We start from the raw sequence: 26,942 nt of genomic DNA, 5'->3' as shown, positions 1-26,942 counted from the left end.
AAATCTGAATTCTGGCGAATCCAGCTACGAGAAATAACACTTCCGTCCTTACGACGCGGATTGGGAATGTCTCGTCCAATGCCGCTTCGGTCGCCGGATTCGGGCCAACACGGGTTGTAGCCGGATTCGTCAAGAATTCGGACGCCTGACCAAAGCGATCGATTGTTCCTCGCGTTGCAGTCCACAATTCAACTTCGTTTCATCTTGTCGCAATCCGCAACGTCAGCGAGAGGCATTCATGGGCGACTTGTGGAAATCTGAGTTCTGGCGAATCCAGCTACGAGAAATAACACCTCCGTCCTTACGACGCGGGTTGGGAATGTCTCGTCCAACGCCGCTTTGGTCGCCGGATTCGGGCCAACACGGTTGGTAGCCGGATTCGTCAAGAATTCGGGCATCTGACCGGAGCGATTGGATGTGCCTCGCGTTGCAATTCACAATCCAACTTCGTTTCCCCCTGTCGCAATCCGAAACGTCAGCGAGAGGCATTCATGGGCGACGTGTGGAATTCTGAATTCTGGCGAATCCAGCTACGAGAATTGCGAGTTGGTGACGGATTACTAGCTGGGCCGATGGACACGAGCGGATGGAACCTTGGGGCCTCGTTTGCGTCTGACTGTCGACGTGGTCCCTTAAATTCACCGATCGCCCGTTCGTGTCGCGCTCGTGCGGATTCCGCTGGCGGTGCGGATTGTAGCTCTGGCGGATTCCGGATTGCCGAATTGCTCGACGCTTTTACTAGCCCCGCCGAAGCTGGGTTCGTACACTTTGACGGACCAAATCGGGATGTATCAAGAAGCTCTCCCTGAGTCAGCGGCTTGATCGTTTGATGTTTCGTGACGTTTGACTCGTCACAGACCAAAGCTCAACCTCTTCTCTATTGTCGGATTCCGGATGGACTTCCCTTCCAACTCATCCTCTGATTCTAGCTCCGCTTCCGGTGGAGCCACTCGCGGCAAGGAGTCGTTTTCGTCATACCCCACTCCCAATCCAGGTGCGATGGGATTGGCAGCGACGGGTTCTTATCCCGCGATGAACACGGGCTGGCAACCGACGCACCAGGTCGCCAACGAAACGGCTGACATCGCCGCTGCGATCTGGCGTTATCGCTGGGCTGTCCTCATCCCGACGATCCTCGGACTCGTCGCTGGATTCTTGGTCTTCTTAAAAACTCCCGAAACATTTCAGTCGGCGACCCGATTGATGTTCGAATCCGATCGTCCCGCGGTCATGGACAACCTGACCGGTGACTTGGTCGGCGGTGTCCCGACCATTGAGATCCTGCGATCGCAGCTTTTTAGCGATACCGTTCTTAACAGTACCTACCAACATGAAAAATTAAGATCATTCCACGAAGAGTTTGACAACAATCCGATGGTGTTTGCGGGCCTTGCGAACAAATGCTTGGAATTCGAGACGGACCTGCAAGACCTGCGGGGAGCCTCCTCGATCGTTGCCAACATGACGTTCGAGCACACGGACCCCGAGTTGTGCGAGGCGGCGATCCAGGCCTTTAGTGCATCGTTCCAGAAATTCTTTGCCGATCGTCACAAGAGTTCACGATCCGAGCTGATGAATCTGATTTCCGTCGCGACGGACCAGCTTCAACCAAAATTGACCGAGCTGGAGGAACGCTACCGAGAGTTCCGAACGACCGCTCCGTTGGTCTGGGACGAAAACGGAGCTGCAATCAACCCGCACCGGGAACGCCAGCTTTACCTGACTGGCCGCCGCAGTGAGCTGTTTGAACAACTCCGGCAGAAATCGATCGAACTGTCGGCGATCCAAAGCATCGCTGATGAAGACACGGACCCAATTGTTCGTCTTTCGATCATTGGTCAGCTCATCGGCAAAACCTTCGAGGTTCCCGGCAAATCGATCATCAACCAGAACATGCGGGAAGGCGACGAAGAGCTCGCACAAATTCAGCTCGACCGGCAACTGGTTCCCTTGATGATCGAGCGTAATAAATTCGCCGCAGAATTCGGCGATCAACACCCGACGGTGAAGGCACTTGATGCGGAACTTTCGATGATGAAAAGCGAGCTGAAACGACTGGTCAAAGAGCAATCGGAGCGGATCGTGGAGCTGATGGAGGAGAACAAGGTCGAAGGCGTGGACCCCGCAAAACGAGCCATGGAGTCGGTGAACGTGATCTTGACGGCGTCCAACGCGGAGGTTGAGTTGCTGAAGCATCAGATCAGCGAGATTGATTCGCAAATCGCGACCGAGAAAGCGGAAGCCGTCAAACTCGCCAAGTTTGAGCAAGACAACACGTCGTTACTGCGTGAGATCGACCGCAACCGTGAGCTGATCAACCAACTGGAGGAACAGATGGCTCGTGTTGAGCTGACTGAAGAAGACGGCGGTTTGCGTCTGACCGAATTGCGAGCTCCCACCCGTGCGTACCGAGTTGGCCCGAATATGCTACTGATGCTCGGAATCGGCATTGGAGCCGGAATTTTGCTGGGTTGCGGTCTCGCGTTGCTGCTCGAGAAAAATGCGAACACGTTCCGCGAACCCGAGGAAATCGTCGCTGCCGTGGGAGCCCCGATCCTCACGCACGTTCCGTTTTTCAAGGGACGTGTGCGGCGTAAGAAGGGAGAACAATCGAATCCGTTTGAACACTTGGATTCGCACTTGGCTGTGGTGCATGCACCTTCGTCGGTTGCGTCGGAGGCGATTCGCTCCTGCCGGACGTCGGTGCTGTTTGAACTGGCTGGTATTCAGGGTGGGAAAGTCCTGCAGGTTACCTCGCCACTGCCCGGTGACGGGAAATCAACGATCGCTGGAAACCTGGCATGCAGCATTGCTCAGTCGGGCAAACGAACGCTCATCATTGATTGCGACCTTCGGCGTCCTCAAGTGACCGACAACTTTGCAATGGCGGACCAGCTCGGCTTGGTCGATGTGCTGAACGGCAAATGCGACCACGTCGATGCGGCTCATCCGACGCCATTGCGAACGTTATTCATGATGCCATCGGGGCCGATCCCGGCCAACCCGGCCGAGGCGTTGACGCTGCCTGAAATGAGCGAGTTGCTGGAAGCGTTGCGTGAGGAGTATGACTACATCATTTTGGATACTCCGCCACTGTTGGTGGTGACGGACCCGAGCATCACCGCCAGCATGACAGACGGCGTGGTAATGGCGCTGAAGGTACGTCGCAAGAGCAAGCCAAATGCGAAAGAGGCGGCGTCGATTCTTACCAACGTGGGCGCGAAACTGCTGGGGGTTGTCATCAACGCTTCCGACGAAGGCAGCAACAACGACGGCTACAAAGGTTATGGCTACTACCGCTACGGGCGTCATACCAATCGGTATTATCGCAAGACCGCTGAGAATGGTGCGAAGGCTGGTCAACGACGCACGCCCGTGGTGGTTTCCGGACGATCGAGCGGCGTGAAGAGTGCCCGTCCGATCGCTGTGCAAGCTCCTGTCGCTGCACCGCCGGTTGAGCAAGATAGCTCGTCGGACGTTTAGAAAACGGTGATGGCCGTAGCCGAATTCGCCAGAATTCGGATCGAGGCTTTGCTGACGCTGCGGGTTATGTTGCGATAGGTGACGCTCAAGACGTAGCCGGATTCGCCAGAATTCGGTTGTCAAAGAGGTTCGCGAAAACTTCGTTCCAGCCGCCGAGCCTACGGGGATCCTCGTCGTTCCGTCTTGAGTCGCGGCATTAGCGAGGGTTGAGACGGACGCTTTCATCTGAATTCTGGCGAATTCCACTACGGGTCATGGAGTTTCTGGCCTCGTTGACGCAGCGGGGCATGTTGCGATAGGTGGCGTTCAAGAAGTAGCCGAATTCGTCAAGAATTCGGACCTCGACGACGTGCGGAGGATCCTCGTTCCGTATTGAGTCGCAGCTTTTGCGAGAATTGAGACGAGTGCGTTCATTTGAATTCTGGCGAATTCCACTACGGGTCATGAGCCCGTGGCCCTGCTGACGCGGCGGGTTAGGAATTTGATTCGGGCTACTTTGGATTTTCCGAATGGGGAATCCTGAACCCGTGCGATTCATGGCATTTTCACTGAGCAATCCTGGCGATTGCGTCTGACTCTTCTTATGATGGGCGTCCCTCCCCCCTGCCCATTTGATCAGTTTTCATGACCACTGAAGCAACGCCCATTGGCCCCATGCGGACGAAAGCAGCGGCACCACCCGCTGTGGTGCGCACCCCCGTTATGCAATCCGTTTGGACTTGGTTTTGGGCGGCGTTGTTGGTGGCTGGTCTGCCGATGCTCACCATCTACTTCACGCGGATGTGGCGACTGGATCACTACCAGTACTTCCCGTTTGCGATCGGAGCGGTGGTCTGGTTGGCTTGGTCTCGAAGCGATCGTTATTTTTACGCTCCGTCGCGACTGAGCTCGCTCGCACTCATTGCCATCGGTGTCCTGGCGATGCTTGGTAGCTGGAGTGTCCAGTCGCCGTGGATGATGTCGATCGCCTTCGTATGTTTCGCCGCGGCGTGCTTGGCAGTGATGCGAGGTCCGGCGGATAAAAGCCTGCTCGGGCTCGCACTTCCGCTGCTGCTGCTGGTTCGTTTGCCGCTCGGCTACGACCAATTGCTGGTGATCGAGTTGCAGCGGCTGACGACGTTGATGTCGAGCTTGCTATTGGACGTGCTCTCCATCCCACACGCGGTCACACGCAATGTCATTGAGTTGCCTGACCGCGAATTGTTTGTCGCGGAGGCGTGCAGCGGCATTCAATCAGTGTTCACGATGGCGTTCTTGAGCACGCTGATCGTGGCCATCAATCGTCGGAAACTGTGGCTGGCTCCGATTTACTTGGTCATCGCGTTGATCTTGGCCGTTGGGGGCAATGTCCTTCGGGTGACGATGGTTGCCGTCGCCGATCAATGGCTTTCGCTGGATCTGGCCAGTGGTTGGGCACACGACATTCTCGGTTACACCACGCTCGCGATTTCGGCGTTCTTTCTGTGGTCCTTCGACGGGATGGTCATGACGCTGATGCATGTGACCGGAACCAGTGCCGAAGAGCACGCGGACAATCCGATCGTGGCCGCTTGGAACTGGGTCGTTGACGACGGGCAAAACGTGGATGCGGTGGGCGAGTACTACCGCAGCAATCAGCCGACGACGGACTCGAATAAAGTGGGTCTGCAATTGCAGTTAGCGAGGTTGCTCAATCGCTTGCAAGCCAAACCGTTCGCCATCGCCATGGGCGTGCTCGGGGTTGTTTTGGTGTCCGTCACAACCAGCTCGGCGATGAAGGTAAGTGCGATTGGGATGGAGCAAGGCGCACAAGGAATGTTCTTGGACGGGTTGATCTTCGACCCGCCCGCGTCCCTGATCGCGTCCGGAAACACTGGGTTTGAGCTCGTTTCGCATCAAAGTTCCCGCGAGAATGAGAATCCGATCCTGGGTCGCAACGCCGATGTATGGAAGTTCTCGGCGGTGGTCGGTGGAGTACCGATCCAAGGACAGTTCGTGCTCAGCCAAACCTACGCGGAATGGCACGAACTCTGTCTTTGCTACGAGAATCAGGATTGGCGTTTGCTCAATCGCACCCTGGAAGAAACTGAAGCGTCGGCGTCAGCAGCCACCACAGCTGAGCCATTTGCATACGCTTTGTTCGGCGGGGACACGGAGGCTCGAGGACATCTGTGGTACACGGCCATCACGTCAGACGGCGATTTTGTGTTTCCGCCCGAACGCCCCGGACGGATTGGCAATCGTTTGGCGGAAGCCTCCGATGGGCTGGAAGAAACAATCGAGCCCATGATGATGCTGCAGCTTTGGGTCGCGTCGCCCCAAAAGTTGGACACTCAAGCGGTGAATCGGGTAGACGAAATGTTTGACGGGTTGCGGCATAAAATTGCGGTCGCTGTGAAGGCATCACGTGGGACAACGCCGCAGCAAAGTAAGGGCGAGCAAAACCCGGTCAGCAGCGAGGAGGTGTCGCCATGATTCGGTACTTCAATCCGCTGCAGTGGTTCAAATGGTTGGGTCAATGGTTCGTCGCCTGGTTCCGCACGATTCCGTGGAAGCGTGCCGGCACCGCTGTTCCGGCGATTGGACTCACCATCGCCCTGGCGATCCTGCTGTTTGTCTCCTCCGGTGAGAACGTGTCTTGGCGAAGCCAATTGATTCGCGATCAGTTGGCGGATGCTTTCGAACGGGATGACTACCAGACGGCGGAGTTGTTGATTCGTCGGCAAATGGAAGAAGGTGACGAATCGGCGGATACACTTTTCCGGTACGCAGTTGCGCGTCATCAGCAGGATGAAACGGAGGAGGCGTACTCGTTGATGCGCGGCCTGGTGGGGCAACAGCGTGATCCGAAGGCGGCTCGGTGGTTGCTGCAAGAACTCTACGACAAAAAGAAATGGGCTGATCTCGAGGACGCGGAGCAGCGTGAATTTGGTCAACTGCTGCAGTTTTTGAGTGAAGAAACGCCGGACGATTTGGGGATTAAGCAAGCTTACGCGGATTACTTGGTTCGCACCAATCGTCAGAACCAAGCCATTCCTTACCTGGTTCAACTCGCTTCCGTTCAGCCGATGCGAGGTCTGCAAGCCGCGGTGATTTCTCGTCAGGCGGGAGAATCGGATGCGGCAACGCGGTACGCGGAAGCCACGTTGGAGAAGGTCCAGCAACTTTTCGCGGAGGAGCCTGCGAGTCCGCAATTGGCGATGGCCAATGTCCAAGCGTTGATATTTCTCGAAAAGCACGCCGACGCGGTTCGATTGCTGAACGAATCCATCGGTCGCATGAAGACCAAGGAGCACCAGGCGGCACTTCAGCAAGCGATGGGCGACACCATCGTCGTATGGATCAACAAGATCGAATCCGAACCCAACGAGACTCCCGAAGAACGCTTGCGGGTTCTGAAGATGCTGCAAGTGGCTTTGCAGTACGCTCCCAACAACCCTCGTGTTTTGAGCTTGGTCGCGGATCAAGTTTTGAAAACGTTGGAGTCGGAGGACAAGGAACTGTCGAAGATTCGAGCGGCGCTGGTGAAGGGTTCGTCACCCGGCATTGCAAACTTCATTCGTGGCACGGCGGCGTTGTTGAAAGACGATGCGGACAAAGCAACCTTGCACTTGAAGTTGGCTGCGGAGCACCTTCCTCACAGTGCAGCGATCCTGAACAACCTCGCGGTGGCTCTGGCGGAAAAAGAGGACGCGGATATGGAACAGGCTTTGACGATCAGCGAGCAAGCGATCGAGAGTGTTTCCGAGCCCAACGCCTATTTCTACGAGACGCGCGGTCAAATTCTGACGAAGCTCGGCAAGCACCTGGAAGCCATCCCAGATTTGGAACGTGCTCTCGCGGAGGAGTCGTTGGCCGACGCGGCGCATGAGTCCCTGGCGATTTGTTTTGAAGCCCTGGGGCAAGAGGACCTGGCTGAAGAGCACCGTGCGGCCATCGTTGGGGAGAGCGGAGCCGCGCAGTAGGTCGGGTCTTACCCGACGTTGGGTCGATCGTCCTGAATGGTGGGAAGAGGTTTTCAAGCGTCGGCGTCCGGTGGAACCGGACCTACGGTTGGAGTGAAGGTTCTCGCGGAAGAGCACTGTGCGGCCGCCGTTGGGGAGAGCGAAGACTCCCAGTAGGTCGGGTCCCACCCGACGTTGGGTCGATCTTTCGTGAATGGCGGGAAGAGGGTTTTCAGTGTGAGTGTCCGGTGGAACCGGACCTACGGTTGGGATGAAGGACCTCGGGGAAGAGCACGTGCGGCGATCGTTGGAGAGAGCGAAGACGCGCGGTAGGTCGGGTCCTACCCGACGTTGGGTTGATCGTTCGTGAATGGCGGGAAAGGGTTTTTCAGCGTCGGCGTCCGGTGGAACCGGACCTACGGTTGGAATGAGAGTTTATTGGCCAGAAAAATTGGGCGTTGGGTGATTTTGGGCGTCTGATCGAGCGACACGACCGACATACGAAAAGGCGACTGGGAGCTTGGCTTCCAGTCGCCTTTTTTCGTTTTCGGTTGTCGCTCTTGAGAGCTTACTGGGTGATGCCCGCGGTACCGGCGGCGCTGGTGGTTGGCAGCTTGGGAGCGGCCATTTGGTCCAAGCGTTCTCGGTTGATCTTGGTTGCGATCACACCGGGCGAGGTCGCGGGTTCGACCGTGGTCACCAAGACTTGTGGTTGCGGTTGGCCAGCCAACACGTATCCATCGACGGCGTTTCGGACGGCTTTCATCCGAGCTTCCGTCTCAGCGGGCGTATTTCCGCGAAGGACGTAGATCTCGCGGCGGCTCTCGGGAGCTTGCGTGGCGATCCAACGCACTCGGTTTTGACCGGCGGCGAGCAACGCTCCATCGCCGGCACGGAACAGCTCGTGACCGATGGTGTTGTGCATCCGCCATCCGTTGCGTTTCATCGCTTCAAAGGGCATGACCACCTGCATCGCGTCGGCTTCGTTGAACGGGTCGGGCCAAGCCACATTGCGGTGGTAGCCGATGTGCATTTGATGCACGAGCGTGCCCCAATCAGCCGAAGCGGTTTGAGTTTGCACAGTGCTGACCGCCATGCATCCAAGGATCGCGGCGAGAAGCAACTTGCGTCGTGAATTGAACGAGGTCGCCATGGTCGGGCAAATCCTTTTGCGGGGGCCGAATGAGAGATTGCGATTCACGAACCGATTGCGATTCACAGGACGCAGAATGGTTCACTTAACCAATGCTTCGGCATTCAGCAGGCGTCGGTTTGAATGACGACGCGGGAGGGGACCTGTTTTACTTGGTCGGAAAAGTCGACGCAGACGGCAGGGTTTTCGAGTCGAGTTGAAACGGGGAGTGGCGTATCCCAAAACCCGATTTCCACTGGGTTCGTTTGGTTTTCTACGAAGTGGCGTTGGTTGATGGAACAATTGAGAACAATGGTTCTACTCTGGGGCTTTACTCTGATTCGGGCAGGGCGACCAACTCGTGGATTGCTTCGATCGCTTGCGTGTCGCTGCCGTGCAGGATCTTCATCGCGTCCGCACCGCCGGTGATTTCGAAGGCTTGTTCGACTTCATCGGGTGTCAGCCAGCCTCGGTAGCCGTAGTAGCGGATCTCGGCGAGTTTCCGCAGCGGCGTCAGAGCACTGTCGCCCAAGACCTGAGCCACTCGTTTGCGAGTCACCTCGGGGCTGAGGTCGGGCAAACTGCTCAGCGTCAATCGCTCGTCGACCACCGACCAAAGCGATTTCAGTTGCTCGTCGACATAAGCGGACGGTGACCCTCGACCGACTCGGGTCATGCGTTCGACTTCGGTGTTGTCCATCGGACCGGAACTCACCAAAGTCTTTCCCGAGCGAGCGTCCAAGACCTTCAACCGGCTGACATTGCTGACGACTCCCATGCGGTTCTCCTTCAAACCAACATCGAAGTGGAATAGCAAATCCAACCCGGCGTAGTGGGCGTTTTTCACCGTGTCGCGAAAGTTGCCTTCGCCGACAAATTGAACACTCGGGATCCACATGGGATTGTTGGCAGCATCGACCGAGTCACCGTTGACCGTGTGCCCTTGCGTCGTCGATTCGGGAGCCACATCGACCAAGGCGTGCCCGAATTTGCCGTCTTTGATTCGTTTGGAAAGGCCTGACTTCACCGTTTCAGCGACCAATCCCAAGTAACGCTGCATCCGGGAATCCAATTCCGCGTCGGTCATCTCGGCTTTCGGTGCTGCTGCCATGCCAAGGTTACCGCCCCTTGGCCCGCGCATGCCTGGACCTCCCATGCCTGGTGGCCCCATTCCGGGTCCACCCATGCCCATGCCATCTTCGGCGTAGAGGTCGTCCATTCCCATGCCCATTTCTTCCATTCCGCCCTGCATTTCGCCAGCCATCGCCGCCATGCCTTCTCGCATTCCCGCTTCCATCGCGGCGCCCATTCCAGCCGCCATGCCCATCATTTCGGCTTCCATTCCCATGGCCATGTCATCCATGCCCATGCCATCGTTCATGCGGTTGGAAGTTCCGGAACCGGAAATGGGCGACGGATCCGAGGTTTCGGTGTCGCCGTGCAGACCCAAGCTGACTCCGACGCGGAGGTGCCACAGGGGTTTGCGGAAATGTTTGCTAAAGAGAACCTTGTCCATCTGCTCTTCCGCATGTTCACTGCCACGGGCGAGGTAGCCATGGAACAACTGCAACGCCAAGGGCAAATTGCCATAGCGGTAGGCCACGTGGGCTTCATTGCGAAGCACCGGTCCCAACGCGACCGGGCCACTGGGCCGAGTGGACGTGAAGATCTGCTGGACTCGTTCGCCTAGCGGAGACCAATCCGGTTGAAACAGTTCGAACATCGCCATCGGTGGCGGACCCGCTGGGCCGCGGCCGCCGGAACTGCTCGGTCCACCGTAACCCGATCCGTAACCGCCGTCGCCGTACGGATCGCCCGACCCCATGCCGTATTCTTCTTCCATGTACATGTCATCGGGGTTGTCCATTCCCGGATATTCAGACTCGCCGTAGCCACCGGCGCCCCGCATTTGAGCCTCCATCGCGGCTTGCTCGGCGGCCTGGGCTGCCGCCTGTTGCCCCTGGGCTTGGACCTGGCTGGCCCCCGATCCGACCACCGATGCGGCAATCAGAGTTCCCGCGGTCAGACCAAGCATTCGTGAAAAAAGCTTGGGCCCGGCGATCGCGGAATGGAAACGACGCGTTGAAGTTGGTCCAAATTTGGGCGATGAACCAGCAAGAAAAGTCGTCGGCATGGCAACAAACGAACGGAGATGAATCGATGGAAATCCGTTCAAAACCCTAGTCAGAATCGAACGGGACTCGTCTATAATAGGCGACGGCGTCAACGGTCGGGGAAGAGTTCTCCGAAAAGGCAACAAACAATTGCGTCCACCCCGCGGGACGGTGGTGAACCACAATTCCCGCAAAATCGACGCGAAAGATGCACCCCCATGGGAACTTTCTAGCCACCCGAAGCGTCCCCCTAATAACGTCGACGTTCCCCTCCTGCCCCGCCTTGTGAGATTTGGTCACGATGCCGCGAGTTTCCTTGCCGAGCCTGCGACGCCGCAGCCAGCGTGCTTTGCCACGTGGAAACCGCCGCCGTCTGGCCATGCAAACGCTGGATGACCGCCGAGTCTTGGCCGCTATTGTCGGGTCGGTCTTCCACGACGCCAATGACTCATTGAAGCGGGAAGACGGTGAAGCTGCTCTCGAACATCGCATCGTTTTCGTTGACCAAAACGACAACAGTCAGCTCGACGTGAACGAGCAATTTGCTCTGACGGACGAATCGGGGCAGTTTTCGATCCCCGGATTGGCCGACGGCCAGCACGTGGTCCGAGTCTTCAACGGCACGGACTCGCAGATCCAAACCACTCCTTCGGTCATCACCGCTCGGCCCTTTCTGGAAGAAGCCGATATCACCGCGATGACCCCATCGATGGTTCTGAACCCAGGAACCATGGACGCCGAAATCCTGCCGGCAATCTTCGTCAAAGGAACCTCGCTGCACACGCTGACCGACAGTGGCACGATCGGTTCGACCATGGATGTCGGCGTCGAGTTGCAGGCGATTTGGCGAGCTCCTTCCGGCGACCTATTCGCGTTGGGCAGCAATGCCTCGGGCCACAAAGCTTTTGTCGTCGACGCGGCACTGACCAGCGTCACGCCGTTCACCGACAGCGATCTGGCTCCGGCTTTCATCGGCGGCGCGGTGGATGATGTTGGCAAAGGCATCCTGTTGCAGGAAGGTGTGAACGGGCAATCGACGGTCTGGAGCATCGACACGGTTTCGATGACCGCGGAAGCCACGACGACTGAGGTCGCATCGGAAACACAATTGGTGGGCGATTCGTCCGCTCGTCAAACCGACGGGCCGACCCGTTCGATCCTGTCTCGGGCAACCCAGGTCGACGACGGACAAGGCGGCTCCACCGACGCGTTGGAAATCCATGTGTGGAGCAACGCCAGCGACTCATTGCTAAACAACGATCCGATCATCGTCGACGGTGGTTTGGAAGTGGTCGGATTCAGCGACGAAGCCGGCTTGGTCGTGGTTCGCCAAGCCAACGGATTGACCGTCCATGATTTGGAAAGCACCGACCTGGCGACGCTTTACAGTTTGCCATCGAATGCACCCGTCGCGATTGATGCGGCTCGTGGATTGATCGTGACGCTCACGCCAGACTCGGTGGACGCGGAAGCGGCGGGGCTGCGATTGATCGATGCGGAAAACGGTGATCTGGTGGTCGACCTAGCCATCGATTTGTCGACGCTGAACGTCCCCAGTGCTTCCGAACTCGCCAACATCGCGTTGGATCCCGAACTGAAACGAGTGGCGATCTTGGGTGCCGCGGGAATGGCCGAAATGAGCCTTCGCACGCCAGCACCCCATCGCGTCCAAATCACCAACAACGAAGATCCGAACCCGATCGAATTTGGGATGCGATTGATCGGAGCCAACACGGCTCCTGATTATGACACGCCGCCGTCCTGGACGATGGATGAGGACACGATCCTGAACGCTGCCGCACCGGCGATTTACGGTGACGCGTCGGATGCCGAAGAAGACGAATTCCTCGTGATTCCTCGCCAAGGAACCAACGCGGGCATTTCGACGGTGACGATTGCGGGCTCGCTGGCCTACGTTCCCAACGAAGATTTCGCCGGCAACGACGAATTCACGGTGTGGCTACATGATGGCCGCGACTTCACCGAGCACGTGTTGAACATCACGGTCAACAACGTGCCTGATGCACCCACCGAGGTCATCCCGCACGTCAATCCGGTTCCAGAAAACATCCTGATCAACGAGATCATTGGCGAGATCGAAGTCATCGACGCGGACTTCCCCAGCAACCATGTCATCGAGATCGATGACGAGCGGTTCATCGTTGACCAAAACGGAAATCTGATCTTTGTCGGTCCTGAAAAATTGAACTGGGAAGACGAGTGGTCAATCCCGCTGGTCATCACCGTTCACGACGAAGACTTCGAAGAACCTCTGATCCACTCCGCGACGTTGCAGATCGAGGACGCTGACGATCCGATCGAGGACGTCTTGCCCGGTACGGCAACCGTGCGAGAGAACTTCGAAGGCGACGTGGTGACCGAGATCACGGTGGTCGATGAAGACGACGACCAGTTCTACGAATTCGCTGTTGACGATGAGCGATTCATGATCATCAGCGGCAGTCTGCGTTTGCGGCCTGGAATCGCGGTCGATTTCGAGCAATCCGAAGAGATCGTGGTCAACGTCACGGTTTCGCACCAGGACGACTCGTTCGAAAAAGCGATCACGTTGCAGGTGATCGACATGCCGGAAGTCCCCGCGAACTTCGTTCTGACACCGCAAACGGTCGAAGAACAAAGCCCTGGTGCAGAGGTTGGTTTGCTCAGCATTGCTGGCAACCCTGCGGCCAACAATCACCGATTGTCGGTCAACGATTCGCGATTCCAATTTGACGGCTCGACGTTGCGGCTTGCAAACGGAGTGTCGGTGTCGCTGCTGGATCAAGAAGAGATCCAACTGGAGATCACGGCGGAGTCGGAATCGTCGGGTGTCGATCCTGTGACGGAAACATTCGTGATCCAAGTCATCGAGAACGACACGCCCTATCACAACGACATCGAACCTCACGATGTGAATGGGGACGAAGAAGTCACGGCGCTCGACGCACTGACGATCATCAATTACCTGAACACGTATGGTCCTGGCCCGGTCGGCTTTGGCGATCCGGGCTACGGCTATGACGTCAACGGCGATGGGTTCGTGACGGCACTCGATGCGTTGCTGGTGATCAATCACTTGAACACCATCGACACGCCAGCCGGCACCGTGAACAACGGCGAAGAAGAACCAGGCCAAGGCGAAGGTGAACCGGACGCTGGAGGCTCTTTGGCGGAAGACGAGACGGGATCCTCTGACGATGTCGCTCCACCGCTGGATTCCAAAGGCTCCGCGTCACCACGCGGATTCGCGAGTTCATCGAGCAACAGCGCGGCTCGCGACCAGGTGTTGACTGACATCAACAAGTTGATCGACTCCAGCTCGAACGATCCCTACGCCGTCACGACGGACGATTTGGTGGATGTGCTCACGCGAGTCACCGGCCTCGCGGGTGACGAGACCGATTCCGCGCTGAAGTTGCTGTCGGACGAAACGCAAGACTGAGCACGGTCTCCGGCCAGTCGATCAACCGGTATCAAAACACCGCGTGCCAACCACCCCATAGCCGATCGGCGTTAGCCGCGGTTGGCCGGTTCCGTTGGTGCCTGCAATGCAATTTCGAGCAACACAAACGCTTCGGAACGCCACTGATCGAGTTTCTGTAGCTCGCTTCGCTCGTTACGGCCTACGAGTGGCTCGACCGATCGGTGGTCTTTTGATTGGATCGAAGTGGCGAGGCACAGATCGTGGCAACCGGTGCTAACGCACGCCGGCTAAGTGGTGCGTTCACACATTTGGTGCGACACGAGACTACTGCGAACACCAATACCACCGGCAACGCCCAGCACTCCAACCAACGCAGCGTGCCAACCAACCCCGTAGCCGATCGGCGTTAGCCGCGGTTGGCCCGTTCCGTTGGTGCCTACAACGCAAATCCGAGCAAGAAAAACGCTCCGGAACGCTACCGATCAAGTTGCCGTAGCTCGCTTCGCTCGGTACGGCCTAAGGTGACTCGACCGATCGGTGGTCTCTCGGTTGGTCGTCAGGGCCAAACGCGGATCGTGGCAACCGGTGCTAACGCACTCCGGCTACGTGGTGCGTTCACACATCTGGTGCGACACGAGACCACTGCAAACACCAATACCACCGGCAACGCCCAGCACTCCAACCAACGTCGCGTTCCAGCCAACGCCGTAGCCGATCGGCGTTAGCCGCGGTTGGCCGGTTCCGTTGGTGCCCGCAACGCAAACCCGAGGAACCAAAGCGCTTCAAAACACCCAGATCACACTCGATCGACAACCCAACTCATCAATTTCACATTGTGACAGTTGATTCGATTTTTTCGGCAGTTATCATCGACGCACCCCTCTGCAGGGATATCCGCAAGGACTCAACGCGGAACACCCTGCAGACGGTCGAATCCACGCACAGGGAACGACTCCGATGATCCGCCAATTCTCTCGCCGCAAACGCTCCACCGCACCCCGCCAATCGGCCTCAACCGGCCATTGGAACGTGGAGACTCTCGAGGAACGCTTGATGCTCGCGGGGGACGCCGGTGCCGAAATCGCGGAAGCCGTGCAATCCTCCGAGAGCCCGGCAAACGACTCACCGACCGAGGACTCCTCCGGTAATCAGTCGACCTCGGCTGCCACTCGCCTGACCGAGATCGCTTTCATCGACGCGGACGTCGAAGCCACGGATTCTCTGCAGGACGTCCTTCGCAACGGCGTCGAGGTGGTTCTGCTCGATCATGAGAGTCCCGCGATCGATCAAATCACCCGAGTACTGTCCTCGCGGACGAACATTCAATCCGTGCACATTATCTCGCACGGCGAGTCCGGTTCGCTGATGTTGGCGGGCGAACGAGTGAACGAAGGTATGCTGAAAGCGAATGCATCGCAGCTCGCTCAGTGGCAACGCTCGCTGGCTTCGGGTGCGGACATCTTGCTTTATGGATGCGAGGCGGCGGCCGGAGTCAAGGGGCAACGCTTCGTTCATACACTGGCCGATCTCACCTCGGTTGACGTGGCCGCATCCACCGACGCCACGGGTCATCATGGTTTTCAAGCAGACTGGGATTTGGAATTCCATGCGGGACAAATCGACTCGTCGCTGATGGCCATGGCCGATCGCCTGCAACACATCGAAATGGTCTTGCCAATCACGATTCGCGCGGCGGGAACGACGGGCGAAGAACAGATGCAACTGCAGATCAACGGCGAAGTCGTCCAAACCTGGAACAATATCGGCGGCGATGTTGATTCACGGCAGTTTCAAACGTTCACCTACGACGGTGCCGACGATGCCACCGCCAGCGATGTTCGTGTCGCTTTCACCAACGATCTCTACGAACCCGACCAAGGTATCGACCGGAATTTGGTGGTCGACTCCATCACCGTCAATGGAGTCACCGTGCAATCGGAAAGCTCTACCACGTTTGGGACCGGCACATGGCGAGAATCCGATGGCATCACGCCAGGTTTCCGGGAAAGCGAATGGATTCATGCGGACGGTTATTTCCAATACGCCTCCCCAACCACGAACACGTCGATCTCGATTTACGCGGCCGGAGCGGAGAACACTGAAACGCTCGAATTGTGGATCGACGGCCAATCGGTCGCCACGTGGGACAACGTTGGTGGCAACGTGGAAACCGGCGAATTCGTACGATTGGACTTCGAATCGGACGCCAACATTGAGATCTCGCAAATCCAGTTGCGTTTCACCAATGACCTGTATGTCAACGATGGCGAGGTTGACCGCAACTTGAGAATCGATCGACTGGAACTCAACGGGCTGACTTACCAAACCGAAGCAGCCGATGTCTTCTCGACTGGGACTTGGCTGAATGACGAGTTGACTCCCGGTTTCAAGCAATCCGAATGGCTGCAGAGCAACGGTTACTTTCAATTCGGAGCCGAACGGAATCCGGGCACAATTTCTTTGGCAACCAGCAACATCTCCGTCGACGAAGACGCGGGCACGGCCGAAATTCGCGTGCTGCGAACGGGTGGCAGCGATGGCGTGGTGACGGTCGATTACGACACGTTTGCCGGAACTGCGACGGACGGGACTGATTACATTGGGCAAACCGGGACGCTCACCTTCGCGGATGGGGTCACCGAACAGTCGATCTTGATCACCATCGCCGACGACGATGCCGTGGAGACCGACGAGACCTTCAACGTCACGATTGACAACGTGCAAGGCGGCGAACTGCTGGCTCCGCGAACCGCAACGGTTGCCATCATTGACAACGACGTGGTGCTTCCGAATTTCGCTGACTTCAGCGATGTCAGCGGACTGACGCTGAACGGTTCGGCGACGGTGCAGTCCGACACACTGGAATTGACGCCGAGCACGACCAACCTTGCGGGCAGTGCGTTCTTCAACACCGCCGTCAATTTGGCGAACGATGGTAGCTTCCGATCCTCGTTCGCTTTTCAAGCCCTCGGCAGCGAAGGCACATCGGGTGCTGACGGGCTGACGTTCACTCTTCACAACGATCCACGCGGGGCAGCAGCACTGGGAGCGAGCGGCGGTAGTCTTGGTTTAGACGGCATCACGCAAGCCGTCGCGGTCGAGTTTGACACGTATCGCAATCCAGGCGAGATCAACGACAACCATATCTCGATCCTGACCAACAGCGTCAGCAACAGCCTTCGATCAGCCATCCCTGACTTGGATCTCAACAACGGCAGCATCCGCTACGCATGGGTCGACTACAACGGCAGCAGCGATGTCTTGGCGGTGTACCTGTCGGACACGGACGTTCAACCGACGGAAGCATTGCTGAAGACGACCATCGATTTGACCAATGTGATCGGTGACAGTGCCTTGGTTGGCTTCACCGCGGGCACGGGCGGCAAGACCAATTCTCACCGCATCAACCAATGGACGTTGGATCAAACACCACCACCACTGGATCCACCGATCGTCGGCGGCGATGAGGTCATCGGCGTCACCGTCGCGTCTCAGTTCAATCGCCCGACCGCGATCGAATGGTTGCCAAACGGAACGATGCTGGTCGCTCAGCAAGACGGAGTGATTCACGCGGTGAACAATGGCGTCACAAACGAAGGCCCATTCATTGACATTTCAGCGATCGTCAATGGCACTCGAGACCGAGGATTGCTCGACATCGCGGTGCATCCTGACTTCGCCAATAACCCGTACGTTTATCTGTTGTTCACCTACGATCCACCGGAAGTTGCCAACCACGCAAATGGCTCGCTCGGTGGTCCAGATGGAAAAGGCAATCGTGCCGGACGCTTGATCCGAGTCACCGCGGATGCCGCGACGGACTACCAAACAGTGGTGGCGGACAGCGAAGTTGTCTTGCTAGGCAAGAATAGCACCTGGGACAACTTTGAAGGCACCAAGAACAGCACGTTTGACTTCACCGTGGCCCCCGCGGGCGAAGACGAGAACGGCAACTACCTCAACGACTTCATCAACAGCGACAGCGAATCACACACCGTTGGTGCGTTGGCGTTTGGCATCGACGGCGAACTGTTCGTGTCGATCGGTGATGGGGCGAGCTACAACCGAGTCGACGTGCGAGCCGACCGGGTGCAGCACATCGACAGCCTGTCTGGCAAGGTGTTGCGAATCGATCCGATCACCGGTGAAGGTTTGTCGGACAACCCGTTCTACAACGGCGATCCCGATGCGAACCGCAGCAAGGTCTATCAATTGGGACTTCGGAATCCATTCCGTATGTCGGTGGATCCGGTGACGGGGCGGTTGTTCGTCGGCGATGTCGGTTGGACTCGATGGGAAGAGATCAACTCAGGCGACGCGGGAGCGAACTTCGGCTGGCCGTTCTACGAAGGAGCCAGCGGCACGAGTGTGGTGCAAGCCGGGTACGCAGCCACGGCCGAAGGTTTGGCTTTCTTCGCACAAGACATCCAGGTGACGGCCTCGCAGTATGCACTCAACCACCAAGCCGACGGCATCAACGCGATCGTGATGGGCGACGTTTATCGCGGGTCCGCTTACGGTTCCGAATACGATGGCGACGTGTTCTTCAATGACCTGGGTCAAGGCATCGTGCGGCACGGTGACGTCGACGCGACCGGTGCGATCACCAATGTCCAAACCTTCACGACGGGGGCCAGCGTGGTGGTTGCGATCAGCCAAGGCCCTGACGGGTCGCTGTACTACGTCGATCTCGACGACGGATTGGTCGGCCGCTGGGAGATTGTTTGATGTCGGTTGAGTGAACGATTGAGCCAATTTGTTCGAAATCAACGACGCCGGGCGATAGATCGTCGCAAACGAACTTGCATTCTCGAGCAACCCCGTAGCCGATCGGCGTTAGCCGCGGTTGGCCCGTTCCGTTGGTGCCTGCAACGCAAAATTGAACAACACAAACGCTCCGAACACCACCGATCGTCACTCCCGCCGTAGCTCGGTACGGCCTACGGCGGCTCGACCGATCGGTAGTCTCTCGATTGGTTCGTCAGGGCCATACGCTCAACGGGCCAACCGGTGCTAACGCACTCCGGCTACGACGTGCGTTCGTTCTCGCTGAACGCACCGAGGTTTCCAATCCAAACCATTTGCCACCGCAAACATTCAACGATTCCCGCACCATCCCCGTAGCCGAACGGCGTTAGCCGCGGTTGGCCCGTTCCGTTGGTGCCTGCAACGAAAAACCGATCAACACAAACACTCCGAACACCACCGATTGTCACTCCCGCCGTAGCTCGCTTCGCTCGGTACGGCCTACGCGTGGCTCGAACGATCGGTGGTCTGTCGATTGGTTCGTCAGGGCCAAACACTCAACGGGCCAACCGGTGCTAACGCACTCCGGCTATTTGGTGCATTCGATTTGCGGAAACTCTCGCGAGGTCATGGACTCGAATCGTTCGCTCGCTCTCGAACCACTTCATCCCCGGCACGTTGTTGACATTTTCGGACCTCTGCGTCACGTTCGACAGACTGATTTCCCCAATCATTCCCGCCTCAAAGCTCATTTTCCGTGTCGCTCGATCCACAACTGCTCACGCGTCTCAGCTCCGATCCCGCCAAACGCATCGACGAAGTCATCGCTCACTTTCGTCGCGAACGTCAGCCGATTGAACTCTTCGAAGCGTTGAAGATGAAAAGCCGGTTGCGTCACGGATTGCCCATGATCGCCGATCCGGACGAACCCCTCTCGCCCGCCAACTCGGAGGCGGACAAACAACGTGAACGCGCCCTCGAGGAAGACCTGCTGGACGCCTGTCGCCAAGCTGGTGCGTTGCTCATCCAGGACGGACGCATCGCCGAAGGATGGATGTACCTTCGTCCAACCGGCGACACCGAACTCGCACGTCGACTGCTGGCGGAGGTCGAGATCGACGACGAGAACTACGACGAGATGATTCAGGTCTTGCTGCACGAGAGCGTGGACCTCCGACGAGGCTACTCGGCCGTGCTGCAACACCAGGGAACTTGCAACAGCATCACGCTGTATGACCAAGCCATCGCGACTCGGTCGCGTGCCGATCGGCAAGTCGCCGCGGAATGCTTGTTGAATTCGTTCTACGACGAACTGCTGTCGCTGGTCCGAGACGACTTCCGCAGTCGCGGTCCCGACAATGGAGTGGATGCCAACACGTTGTCCGCCGACGCTGAAAATCTGAACTTGGGCGAACTCATCGCCAAATACAAATGGATTTTAGGTGGCGGCGGCTACCATTTGGACACCACGCACCTGTCGTCGACCGTTCGCTTCGCGACCGTGATCGATGACCAAGACATGATCGACAAAGCCTTGCAGTTGTGCCAATACGGACGTCGCCTGCCAGCCGATTTTCAATACCCCGGCGAAGAACCCTTCGTGGATTTCTATCCCGCCCACGCGGCTTTTTTCTCTGCGTTGCTGGGGCAAAACGTCGACGCTGCCGTTCGCATGTTCGAACAGAAAGCCCGCACGGTGGACGTGAACGTGGCCGGAGCCGGCGCCATCGAAACCTACATTGATCTTCTCGATCGAGTCGGTCGTCCGGCGGAGGCCCTGCGAGCCGCGATGGAATTGTTCCCCGACGATGTTCCGATCCAACGGGTGTTGCCGGAGTTGCTGGCGATGGCTCGTCGAGCCAAAGATGCGGGCGACGCAGCCGCCTTGGATGCCTTGGAAAAATTCTGTTTCGAACGTGGCGATCTGTTGGCCGTTGCAGCGATCTCGGGTGAGCGATCTGTTTGAAGTTTCTCGCAGTTTCAACGCAAAGACGCGATCACCCGCTCGAGCAAAATTGTGTTTGAAAGAAAATCTCGGTAACCAGACACTTCGACGATTTGTCCCCATCGCGTATGTTGTCGGAAAGCTCGCGACCTGACGGTGGTTCGATCGCGAGCGTTCGATTTCTTCCGATTCTCTCAAACGTTCACATCCCATTGATCCCGCCCCATCGAGACTTCGACCTGATGCGGTCGATGTTGTTTCTGCTCTTCATTTTGCTGTTGCTCAGCGTTCTTCCCTCGCCGGCTCATTCCCAGGAACCGACGGCTGAATTCAGCGTGATGACGTGGAACTTGGAATGGTTCTACGACAACGAAACGGCGGACAATCCAAGTCGTCTTGGGCGTGAAAAGAGTGCCCCCTCGCGAGCCCAATGGGATTGGCGACGTGACAGGGTGGCCGAAGCCATTGCGAAGGTCCGTCCCACCGTGGTGGCGCTGCAAGAAATCGAAAGCCAGAACGTGATGTTCTTTCTGACGCGAGCCCTCGATCGAAACCACGGCTTGAAGTACGACGACTACGTGATCAAAGGCGAGGACTTCTACACCGAACAAGACGTGGCGTTGCTGGCAACCAGCACCACGGGCGTGAGAAGCATCTCTCGCGGCATCGTGACGCCATCGATGAAGTCACGCGGTTTCGCGTCCGTCTCCAAACACGCTTTCGCGGTCGTCGAGGTGCCGGTCAACGGTGAAACCGAATTGTTGGTGATCGCGAATTGTCATTTGCGAGCCACGCCAGAACAGGCCGATTTGCGTTCGCGACAAGCCCGCACGCTCAGCCTGTGGTTGGAACGAATGGTCGCCGGCGTGAAAGCCACCCGAGACCAACCGGTCCACGTGCTGGTCACTGGCGACTTCAACACGGAAGAACTGGCCGGCCAGATATCGCCCTCGTCGGACCTCGGTGTTTTGATGTCTCGTGGCACGGACGATCCATCCGATGACCTGGTGGATTTGCACGAATCTATTCCGCCGGCCGAGCGGACCACGCACCTGCTGCCTGGCCGGCAATTCGATCGCATTCTGGTCTCCAAGGATTTGGTCCTCGATTCCCCCGACATCGTGGACCTTTCTCTGCGAGACGTCGTGGTCCGCAGCGATCTCAATTTTGCCGGAGGCCAGGATTCGCAAGAAGATCATTGGGACAACTATTGGTCGATCCCTGATTCGCAACGTGACATCAGCGATCACAATCCTGTTTTGGCAAGGTTTCAAGTCCGATGAGCGAGCCGACGTCATCCCATCCAGACGATCGACCGATGGTTCGGTTGGATGATTTCCTGAAACGAGAGGGCTTGGTCGGCACCGGCGGCGAAGCCAAGGTGTTGATTCAATCGGGCGCGGTGATGCTCAACGGCGAAGTCGACACACGGCGTCGGAAACAATTGCACGATGGCGATGTCGTGACGTTCGAAGGCGAGGATTATGTCGTGGACATCCAATCCCTCGGCGACCCACCGATGTGAAATTTGGTCGCCAACCACGTGCGTCCAAGGTGCAATCTCCACACCACCCCATAGCCGATCGGCGTTAGCCGCGGTTGGCCTGTTCCACATGGACCCTCCCCGCAATCCCTAACAACAAGCGCTCCGAGCCAACACAACCACCAACCCGCCGTAGCTCGCTTCGCTCGGTACGGCCTACGGGTGGCTCGACCGATCGGTGATCACTCGATTGGTTCGTCAGGGCCAAACGCTCAACGTTCCAACCGGTGCTAACGCACAACGGCTACGACGTGCGTTCGTTCTCGATCATCGCACCGAGGTTCCAAATCCAAACCATTTGCCACCGCAAACATTCAACGACTACCACACCACCCAGTAGCCGATCGGCGTTAGCCGCGGTTGGCCTGTTCCACATGGACCCTCAACGCAAACCGAACGACGCAAACGCTCCGAGCCAACACAACCACCAACCCGCCGTAGCTCGCTTCGCTCGTTACGGCCTACGGGTGGCTCGGCCAATCGACGATCTTTCAATTGGATCATCAGGGCAAAATATACAGCGTGGCAACCGGTGCTAACGCACTTCGGCTACGACGTGCGTTCGTTCTCGATCATCGCACCAAGGTTACAAATCCAAACCATTTGCCACCGCAAACATTCAACGACTACCACACCACCCAATAGCCGATCGGCGTTAGCCGCGGTTGGCCTGTTCTACCTGGACCCGCAACGCCAAACCGAACAACAAAACGCTTCAAGCGAACACAACCACCAATCCGCCGTGGCTCGCTTCGCTCGGTACGGCCTACGGGCGGCTCGACCGATCGGTGGTATCTCGATTGGTTTGTCAGGGCTAAACGCTTAACGGGGCAACCGGTGCTAACGCACTCCGGCTAAGTGGTGCGTTCACAAACCTAGTCCGACGCGAGATCATTGCGAACAACTAAGCCACCCTTGCAAACATCGCATTCCCACCAACCCCGTAGCCGATCGGCGTTAGCCGCGGTTGGCACGTTCCACCTGAGCCTTCCACGCCAAACCGAACGACATCGCATCACCAATTCGCCAACCCACCACCCCATCAAACCGGGATTGCAAACCGACCGAACGAATTCCAGTACCCACTGTGGTGTTTCCAAAAATTCAATTGGTGTGGCAACTCGCGGCACAAGTCATGGTTCGTCAAACGATCCGCCAACCGATCGCAAAGAATCGCTCCGGTTCCAACAACGCGATCCAGCACAGGGGCCACATTCAAAACTCGATCCCACGGCGAATACAGATTCACCAGTCGCCCGCGAAACATCTCTGCGTGCTGATCCCATTTTTTCCGCGAGGTCATTCCGCCCATCAGCAACACGTCTTCGATGTGGCAAGGTCGCTCGGACAATCGTTCCAACGCCGCGCGGACCACGACGGTCCCCAGCGAATGCCCAATCAAATTCAACGGTCGCGTTCGCACGCCAGGCAACTTCATGATCTCGTCCGCCAAACGCAGCCCGTCGCGCCGCGCCGTCGCGTATCGAATGCGAAAATTTGCGGCGCCGATCACCGCGGCAGCACCGATTCCGCCCGCCAGCGAGCCAACGCCCACCAACGCTCGTCCTTGGTGCAACGCCGGGACGGCAACTCGTGTCGCGCGAGCCATCACGCCCGCTGACGCACCGGCTTCCGCCCACGACCCCGCGGCCCAGCGGACTCGATAAGTGGATCCGCTCAACTTCGCCGCCCGGACCAAATTTTCGCAGGGACGAGCCCGATAGCCGGCCACTACGATATGGATTGGACCTTGCCCGCTCTCGTCAATGGCTTCGATCCGTACCGTCATCGTATTCGGACTCCATAGGGGCGGCCGCGTCGTTTCAGCCCGTTTGCCTCGCCCTCACGTCACCGATTCTCGCGTTTCGAGTCTGCGAAACGTGGGGTGTGGCAAGACCATCGAAAAAACATCAAAAATTTCAAATCCATTATACCCGATCGATTGAATTCGACGCAAAGCGATCCAATGCGCGCCGCGCGTTTGGTCCACTAGACTAGCGTCGCTGCGAAATTCACCCCTGCCATCTTTTCCGCAACACACCCCACCGATTCATGCCCGAGTTCGGCTCCGACTCCTCCTTCCCGACCGACGAACCCGTCTGCATTGGCATCGATCTGGGGACCACGCATTCACTGGTCAGCGTGTTTCGAGACGGCAAACCCGAGCTGATTCCCAACGCTCACGGCGGAACGCTGACGCCATCCATCGTTGGTGTCTTGGCCAACGGCGAAATCGTGGTGGGCGACGCTGCCAAAGAGTTGCGAGTCACCGCCCCCGATCGATGTGCGTGGGTCTTCAAACGCTACATGGGCCAGGAACGCAAACTGCAACTGGGCGACAAGGAATTCACCCCGCACGAACTCAGCAGCCTCGTGTTGCAATCGCTTCGTGACGACGCAGCCGCGTACTTGAATTGTGAGATCACCGACGCCGTAATCACCGTCCCCGCTTACTTCAACGATCACCAGCGAACCGCCACACGGTTGGCGGGTGAAATGGCGGGACTGAACGTTCGACGAATGATCAACGAACCAACCGCGGCGGCACTGGTGTACGGGTTTCATGCTCGCGAAGACGAAAAGAATCTGTGCGTGATCGACTTGGGCGGTGGAACATTCGATGTCACCGTGATGGAAGTTTTCGAAGGCACGCTTGAAATTCGAGCCACTGCCGGCGAAAGCATGTTGGGCGGCGAAGACTTCACCGACCGAATCGTCTCCGCCATCCTCGCCAAAGAAGAAACACAATTGGAATTGGCGGAACTGCAACAACCACTCCGCGTTTCGCGATTGCGAGGCGAATGCGAAAAGGCGAAACGCAAACTCTCGCAAGACGAACAAAGCCAGATCCGGTTGCCCGATTCCGACGGCAACTTTCCCGAATCGCCCAAGACGTTCACCATCGGACGCGTCGAATTCGCTCGCATCAGCGAACCTTTGATGCAGCGAATCGCCGCGCCGATCGCACGTGCTCTGCGAGACGCTGACCTCGGTCCAGAAGACATCGACGACGTGATCCTTGTTGGCGGGTCAACTCGCATGCCGGTGCTGCGTGACTTCGTCGTGGACTACTTTGGCAAACCACCCATCATGGATCACGATCCCGATGAAGTGGTTGCGTTGGGCGCCGCCGTGCAAGCCGCTTTGATCGGTCAAGACGCTGCGGTCGACGACATGGTGATGACCGATGTGTGCCCATTCACATTAGGCGTCGAAATCGTCAAGGAATTCGGCGGTCACATGCAGGACGGATATTTCAAACCAGTCCTGCATCGCAACTGCACCATCCCGGTCTCTCGCGAAGAGGTTTTCAGCACGGTTTCAGCCAACCAAACCAACGTGACGTTGAAAGTCTTCCAGGGCGACGCTCGCAAAGTCGCCGACAACACACCGCTGGGTGAACTCGAAGTGAAAGGCCTGCCGCCCGGTCCCGCCGGCAGCCCAATCTACGTGCGATTCACCTACGATCTTTCTGGTGTTTTGGAAGTGGAAGCGTACGCACCCGGCGGCGAAAAATTCCGCACGGTCCTGACCAATCATGTCCGTCAGTTGTCACCAGCACAAATCGAAGAAGCCAAGCAACGCATTGATTCACTGAAATTTTACCCTCGCGACGACCTGGACAATCAAAAGCTCGCCCGGTTCGCCGAACGAATGCTGGGGGAATTGCATCCGTCTCAGCGTCAGCAACTCGATGAAGCCCTGGACATGTACGAGGACGCCATGGCCCGAGCCGACCGGGAACACTTTGATCGAGCCAAAGACACATTGCTGATGGTCCTGTCCGCCCTCGGATTGGACCACGACGAACTCTAGCCGCCACTTTTCTACACCATCAGCGTTCGCTGCATTCTCCCGATCGATTCTCGCGATCTCAAAACGCATCGCCTTCACGAAAGCTCTTCCGTGACCACCCCATCGACAGCGGAATACTTGAAAACCATGTTGGAGATCAATCCAGTGTGGCAGTCCGCGAGTGCCTTGCAATTGCGTCGTCAAAAACTGGGTTTGCCCAACCACGAGTCTCAATCGAGCGGCGAAGAGTCGTTCGAGGAGGCAATGGCCAACCACGAAGCACGCAAACAGGCTCGGGAATCAGTCGCGACGCTGCAGAAGCAGTTTTTTCACCTCAGCGATGACGAACTGAGCCAACGACTGTCCGAGCTGAACCCCAAATCGACACCAGAGTTATCCGCAACGATTCATCGACTGAAAACAGCGGCGAGCGAGCGAAACTCCTTTGTGGACCTGCTAGCGGATGAATCTTTCGATCGTGAGTTGGTGGTCTCTTTGGGCAAAGCGATTGTGCTGCCATCGTCCGAAGCCGGCTACGTTCGCGAACGCTACCTGCAAAACTTGACGACCAAGAGCGTCCGCAAGAAAGCTGCTTCGACATCAAAACGCATCGCGGCACAATACCCCGCGTTGTTCGAGCTGGAACGGGATTGGTTGTTGACACTGCAAAACCCGAAAACGTCCGGCCCCGCGTCCGCACGCTACACCGATTGGGGCAGTTTCCGACTTTGGTTCATTGTCATCATCGTTGTCTTGCAAATCATTCGGATCATCGCTCGCGGCTAGCCGCCATCGTCTTGCTTTGAAGTTTACGTTCATTCACGCATAGCCTTCGTT

13 protein-coding genes are annotated in these 26,942 nt (G+C 57.5%); 10 read left to right on the top strand and 3 right to left on the bottom strand.

Annotated elements, in window-relative coordinates; translation table 11 throughout:
* Positions 1-894: 894 nt before the first annotated feature.
* The 3 genes from LOC70_RS07560 (at position 895) to LOC70_RS07550 (ending at position 7,427) form a co-directional block, all read left to right on the top strand.
* The gene (locus tag LOC70_RS07560) at positions 895-3,483 is read left to right on the top strand and encodes a polysaccharide biosynthesis tyrosine autokinase (RefSeq protein WP_230252964.1); all 2,589 of its coding nucleotides are present in this window, start codon (positions 895-897) and stop codon (positions 3,481-3,483) included.
* A gap of 624 nt (positions 3,484-4,107) precedes the next feature.
* Positions 4,108-5,937, top strand: a complete 1,830-nt coding sequence (xrtU, locus tag LOC70_RS07555; protein ID WP_230252962.1) for an exosortase U — start codon at positions 4,108-4,110, stop codon at positions 5,935-5,937.
* On the top strand, positions 5,934-7,427 hold the full coding sequence (locus LOC70_RS07550; protein ID WP_230252961.1) for a hypothetical protein: 1,494 nt from the start codon (positions 5,934-5,936) through the stop codon (positions 7,425-7,427). The genes xrtU and LOC70_RS07550 overlap by 4 nt, the downstream gene beginning before the upstream one ends.
* A gap of 547 nt (positions 7,428-7,974) precedes the next feature.
* Here LOC70_RS07550 and LOC70_RS07545 read toward each other — a convergent pair.
* Complete coding sequence (locus LOC70_RS07545) at positions 7,975-8,559, bottom strand: hypothetical protein (protein WP_230252960.1); 585 nt, start codon at positions 8,557-8,559, stop codon at positions 7,975-7,977.
* Between the two features lie 310 nt (positions 8,560-8,869).
* The gene (locus LOC70_RS07540) at positions 8,870-10,573 is read right to left on the bottom strand and encodes a hypothetical protein (RefSeq protein ID WP_230252959.1); all 1,704 of its coding nucleotides are present in this window, start codon (positions 10,571-10,573) and stop codon (positions 8,870-8,872) included.
* Positions 10,574-10,953: 380 nt separating this feature from the next.
* Here LOC70_RS07540 and LOC70_RS07535 point away from each other — a divergent pair, with 380 nt between their 5' ends.
* The 5 genes from LOC70_RS07535 (at position 10,954) to LOC70_RS07515 (ending at position 22,292) form a co-directional block, all read left to right on the top strand.
* Positions 10,954-14,094 (top strand): dockerin type I domain-containing protein, encoded by a 3,141-nt coding sequence (locus tag LOC70_RS07535; protein WP_230252958.1) that lies wholly within the window; start codon positions 10,954-10,956, stop codon positions 14,092-14,094.
* A 939-nt stretch (positions 14,095-15,033) separates the two neighbouring features.
* Entirely contained in the window at positions 15,034-18,804 is a 3,771-nt protein-coding gene (locus tag LOC70_RS07530) for a DUF4347 domain-containing protein (protein ID WP_230252957.1), read from the top strand.
* 775 nt (positions 18,805-19,579) lie between these two features.
* Positions 19,580-20,788: a hypothetical protein gene (locus LOC70_RS07525; protein ID WP_230252956.1), complete on the top strand. Its 1,209-nt coding sequence runs from the start codon at positions 19,580-19,582 to the stop codon at positions 20,786-20,788.
* 230 nt (positions 20,789-21,018) lie between these two features.
* Positions 21,019-22,050, top strand: a complete 1,032-nt coding sequence (locus LOC70_RS07520) for an endonuclease/exonuclease/phosphatase family protein (RefSeq protein ID WP_230252955.1) — start codon at positions 21,019-21,021, stop codon at positions 22,048-22,050.
* Positions 22,047-22,292: an RNA-binding S4 domain-containing protein gene (locus LOC70_RS07515; protein WP_230252954.1), complete on the top strand. Its 246-nt coding sequence runs from the start codon at positions 22,047-22,049 to the stop codon at positions 22,290-22,292. Before LOC70_RS07520 ends, LOC70_RS07515 begins: the two co-directional genes overlap by 4 nt.
* 1,060 nt (positions 22,293-23,352) lie before the next feature.
* Here the strand turns inward: LOC70_RS07515 and LOC70_RS07510 are convergent.
* Positions 23,353-24,099, bottom strand: coding sequence for a DUF726 domain-containing protein (locus LOC70_RS07510; protein ID WP_230252953.1), 747 nt, complete (start codon positions 24,097-24,099; stop codon positions 23,353-23,355).
* 263 nt (positions 24,100-24,362) lie between these two features.
* On the opposite strand from LOC70_RS07510, the gene LOC70_RS07505 reads away from it, so the two are divergent.
* A complete protein-coding gene (locus tag LOC70_RS07505) occupies positions 24,363-26,126 on the top strand; it encodes an Hsp70 family protein (protein ID WP_230252952.1) in 1,764 nt (587 codons plus the stop codon).
* A 90-nt stretch (positions 26,127-26,216) separates the two neighbouring features.
* On the top strand, positions 26,217-26,891 hold the full coding sequence (locus LOC70_RS07500) for a hypothetical protein (protein ID WP_230252950.1): 675 nt from the start codon (positions 26,217-26,219) through the stop codon (positions 26,889-26,891).
* Positions 26,892-26,942: the final 51 nt, after the last annotated feature.

Origin of the sequence: Rhodopirellula halodulae, from assembly GCF_020966775.1 — a bacterium.
GTDB classification, from domain to species: domain Bacteria; phylum Planctomycetota; class Planctomycetia; order Pirellulales; family Pirellulaceae; genus Rhodopirellula; species Rhodopirellula halodulae.
Note: the sequence above shows the minus strand (reverse complement) of the source record. Positions and strands in the feature narration are given on the sequence as shown.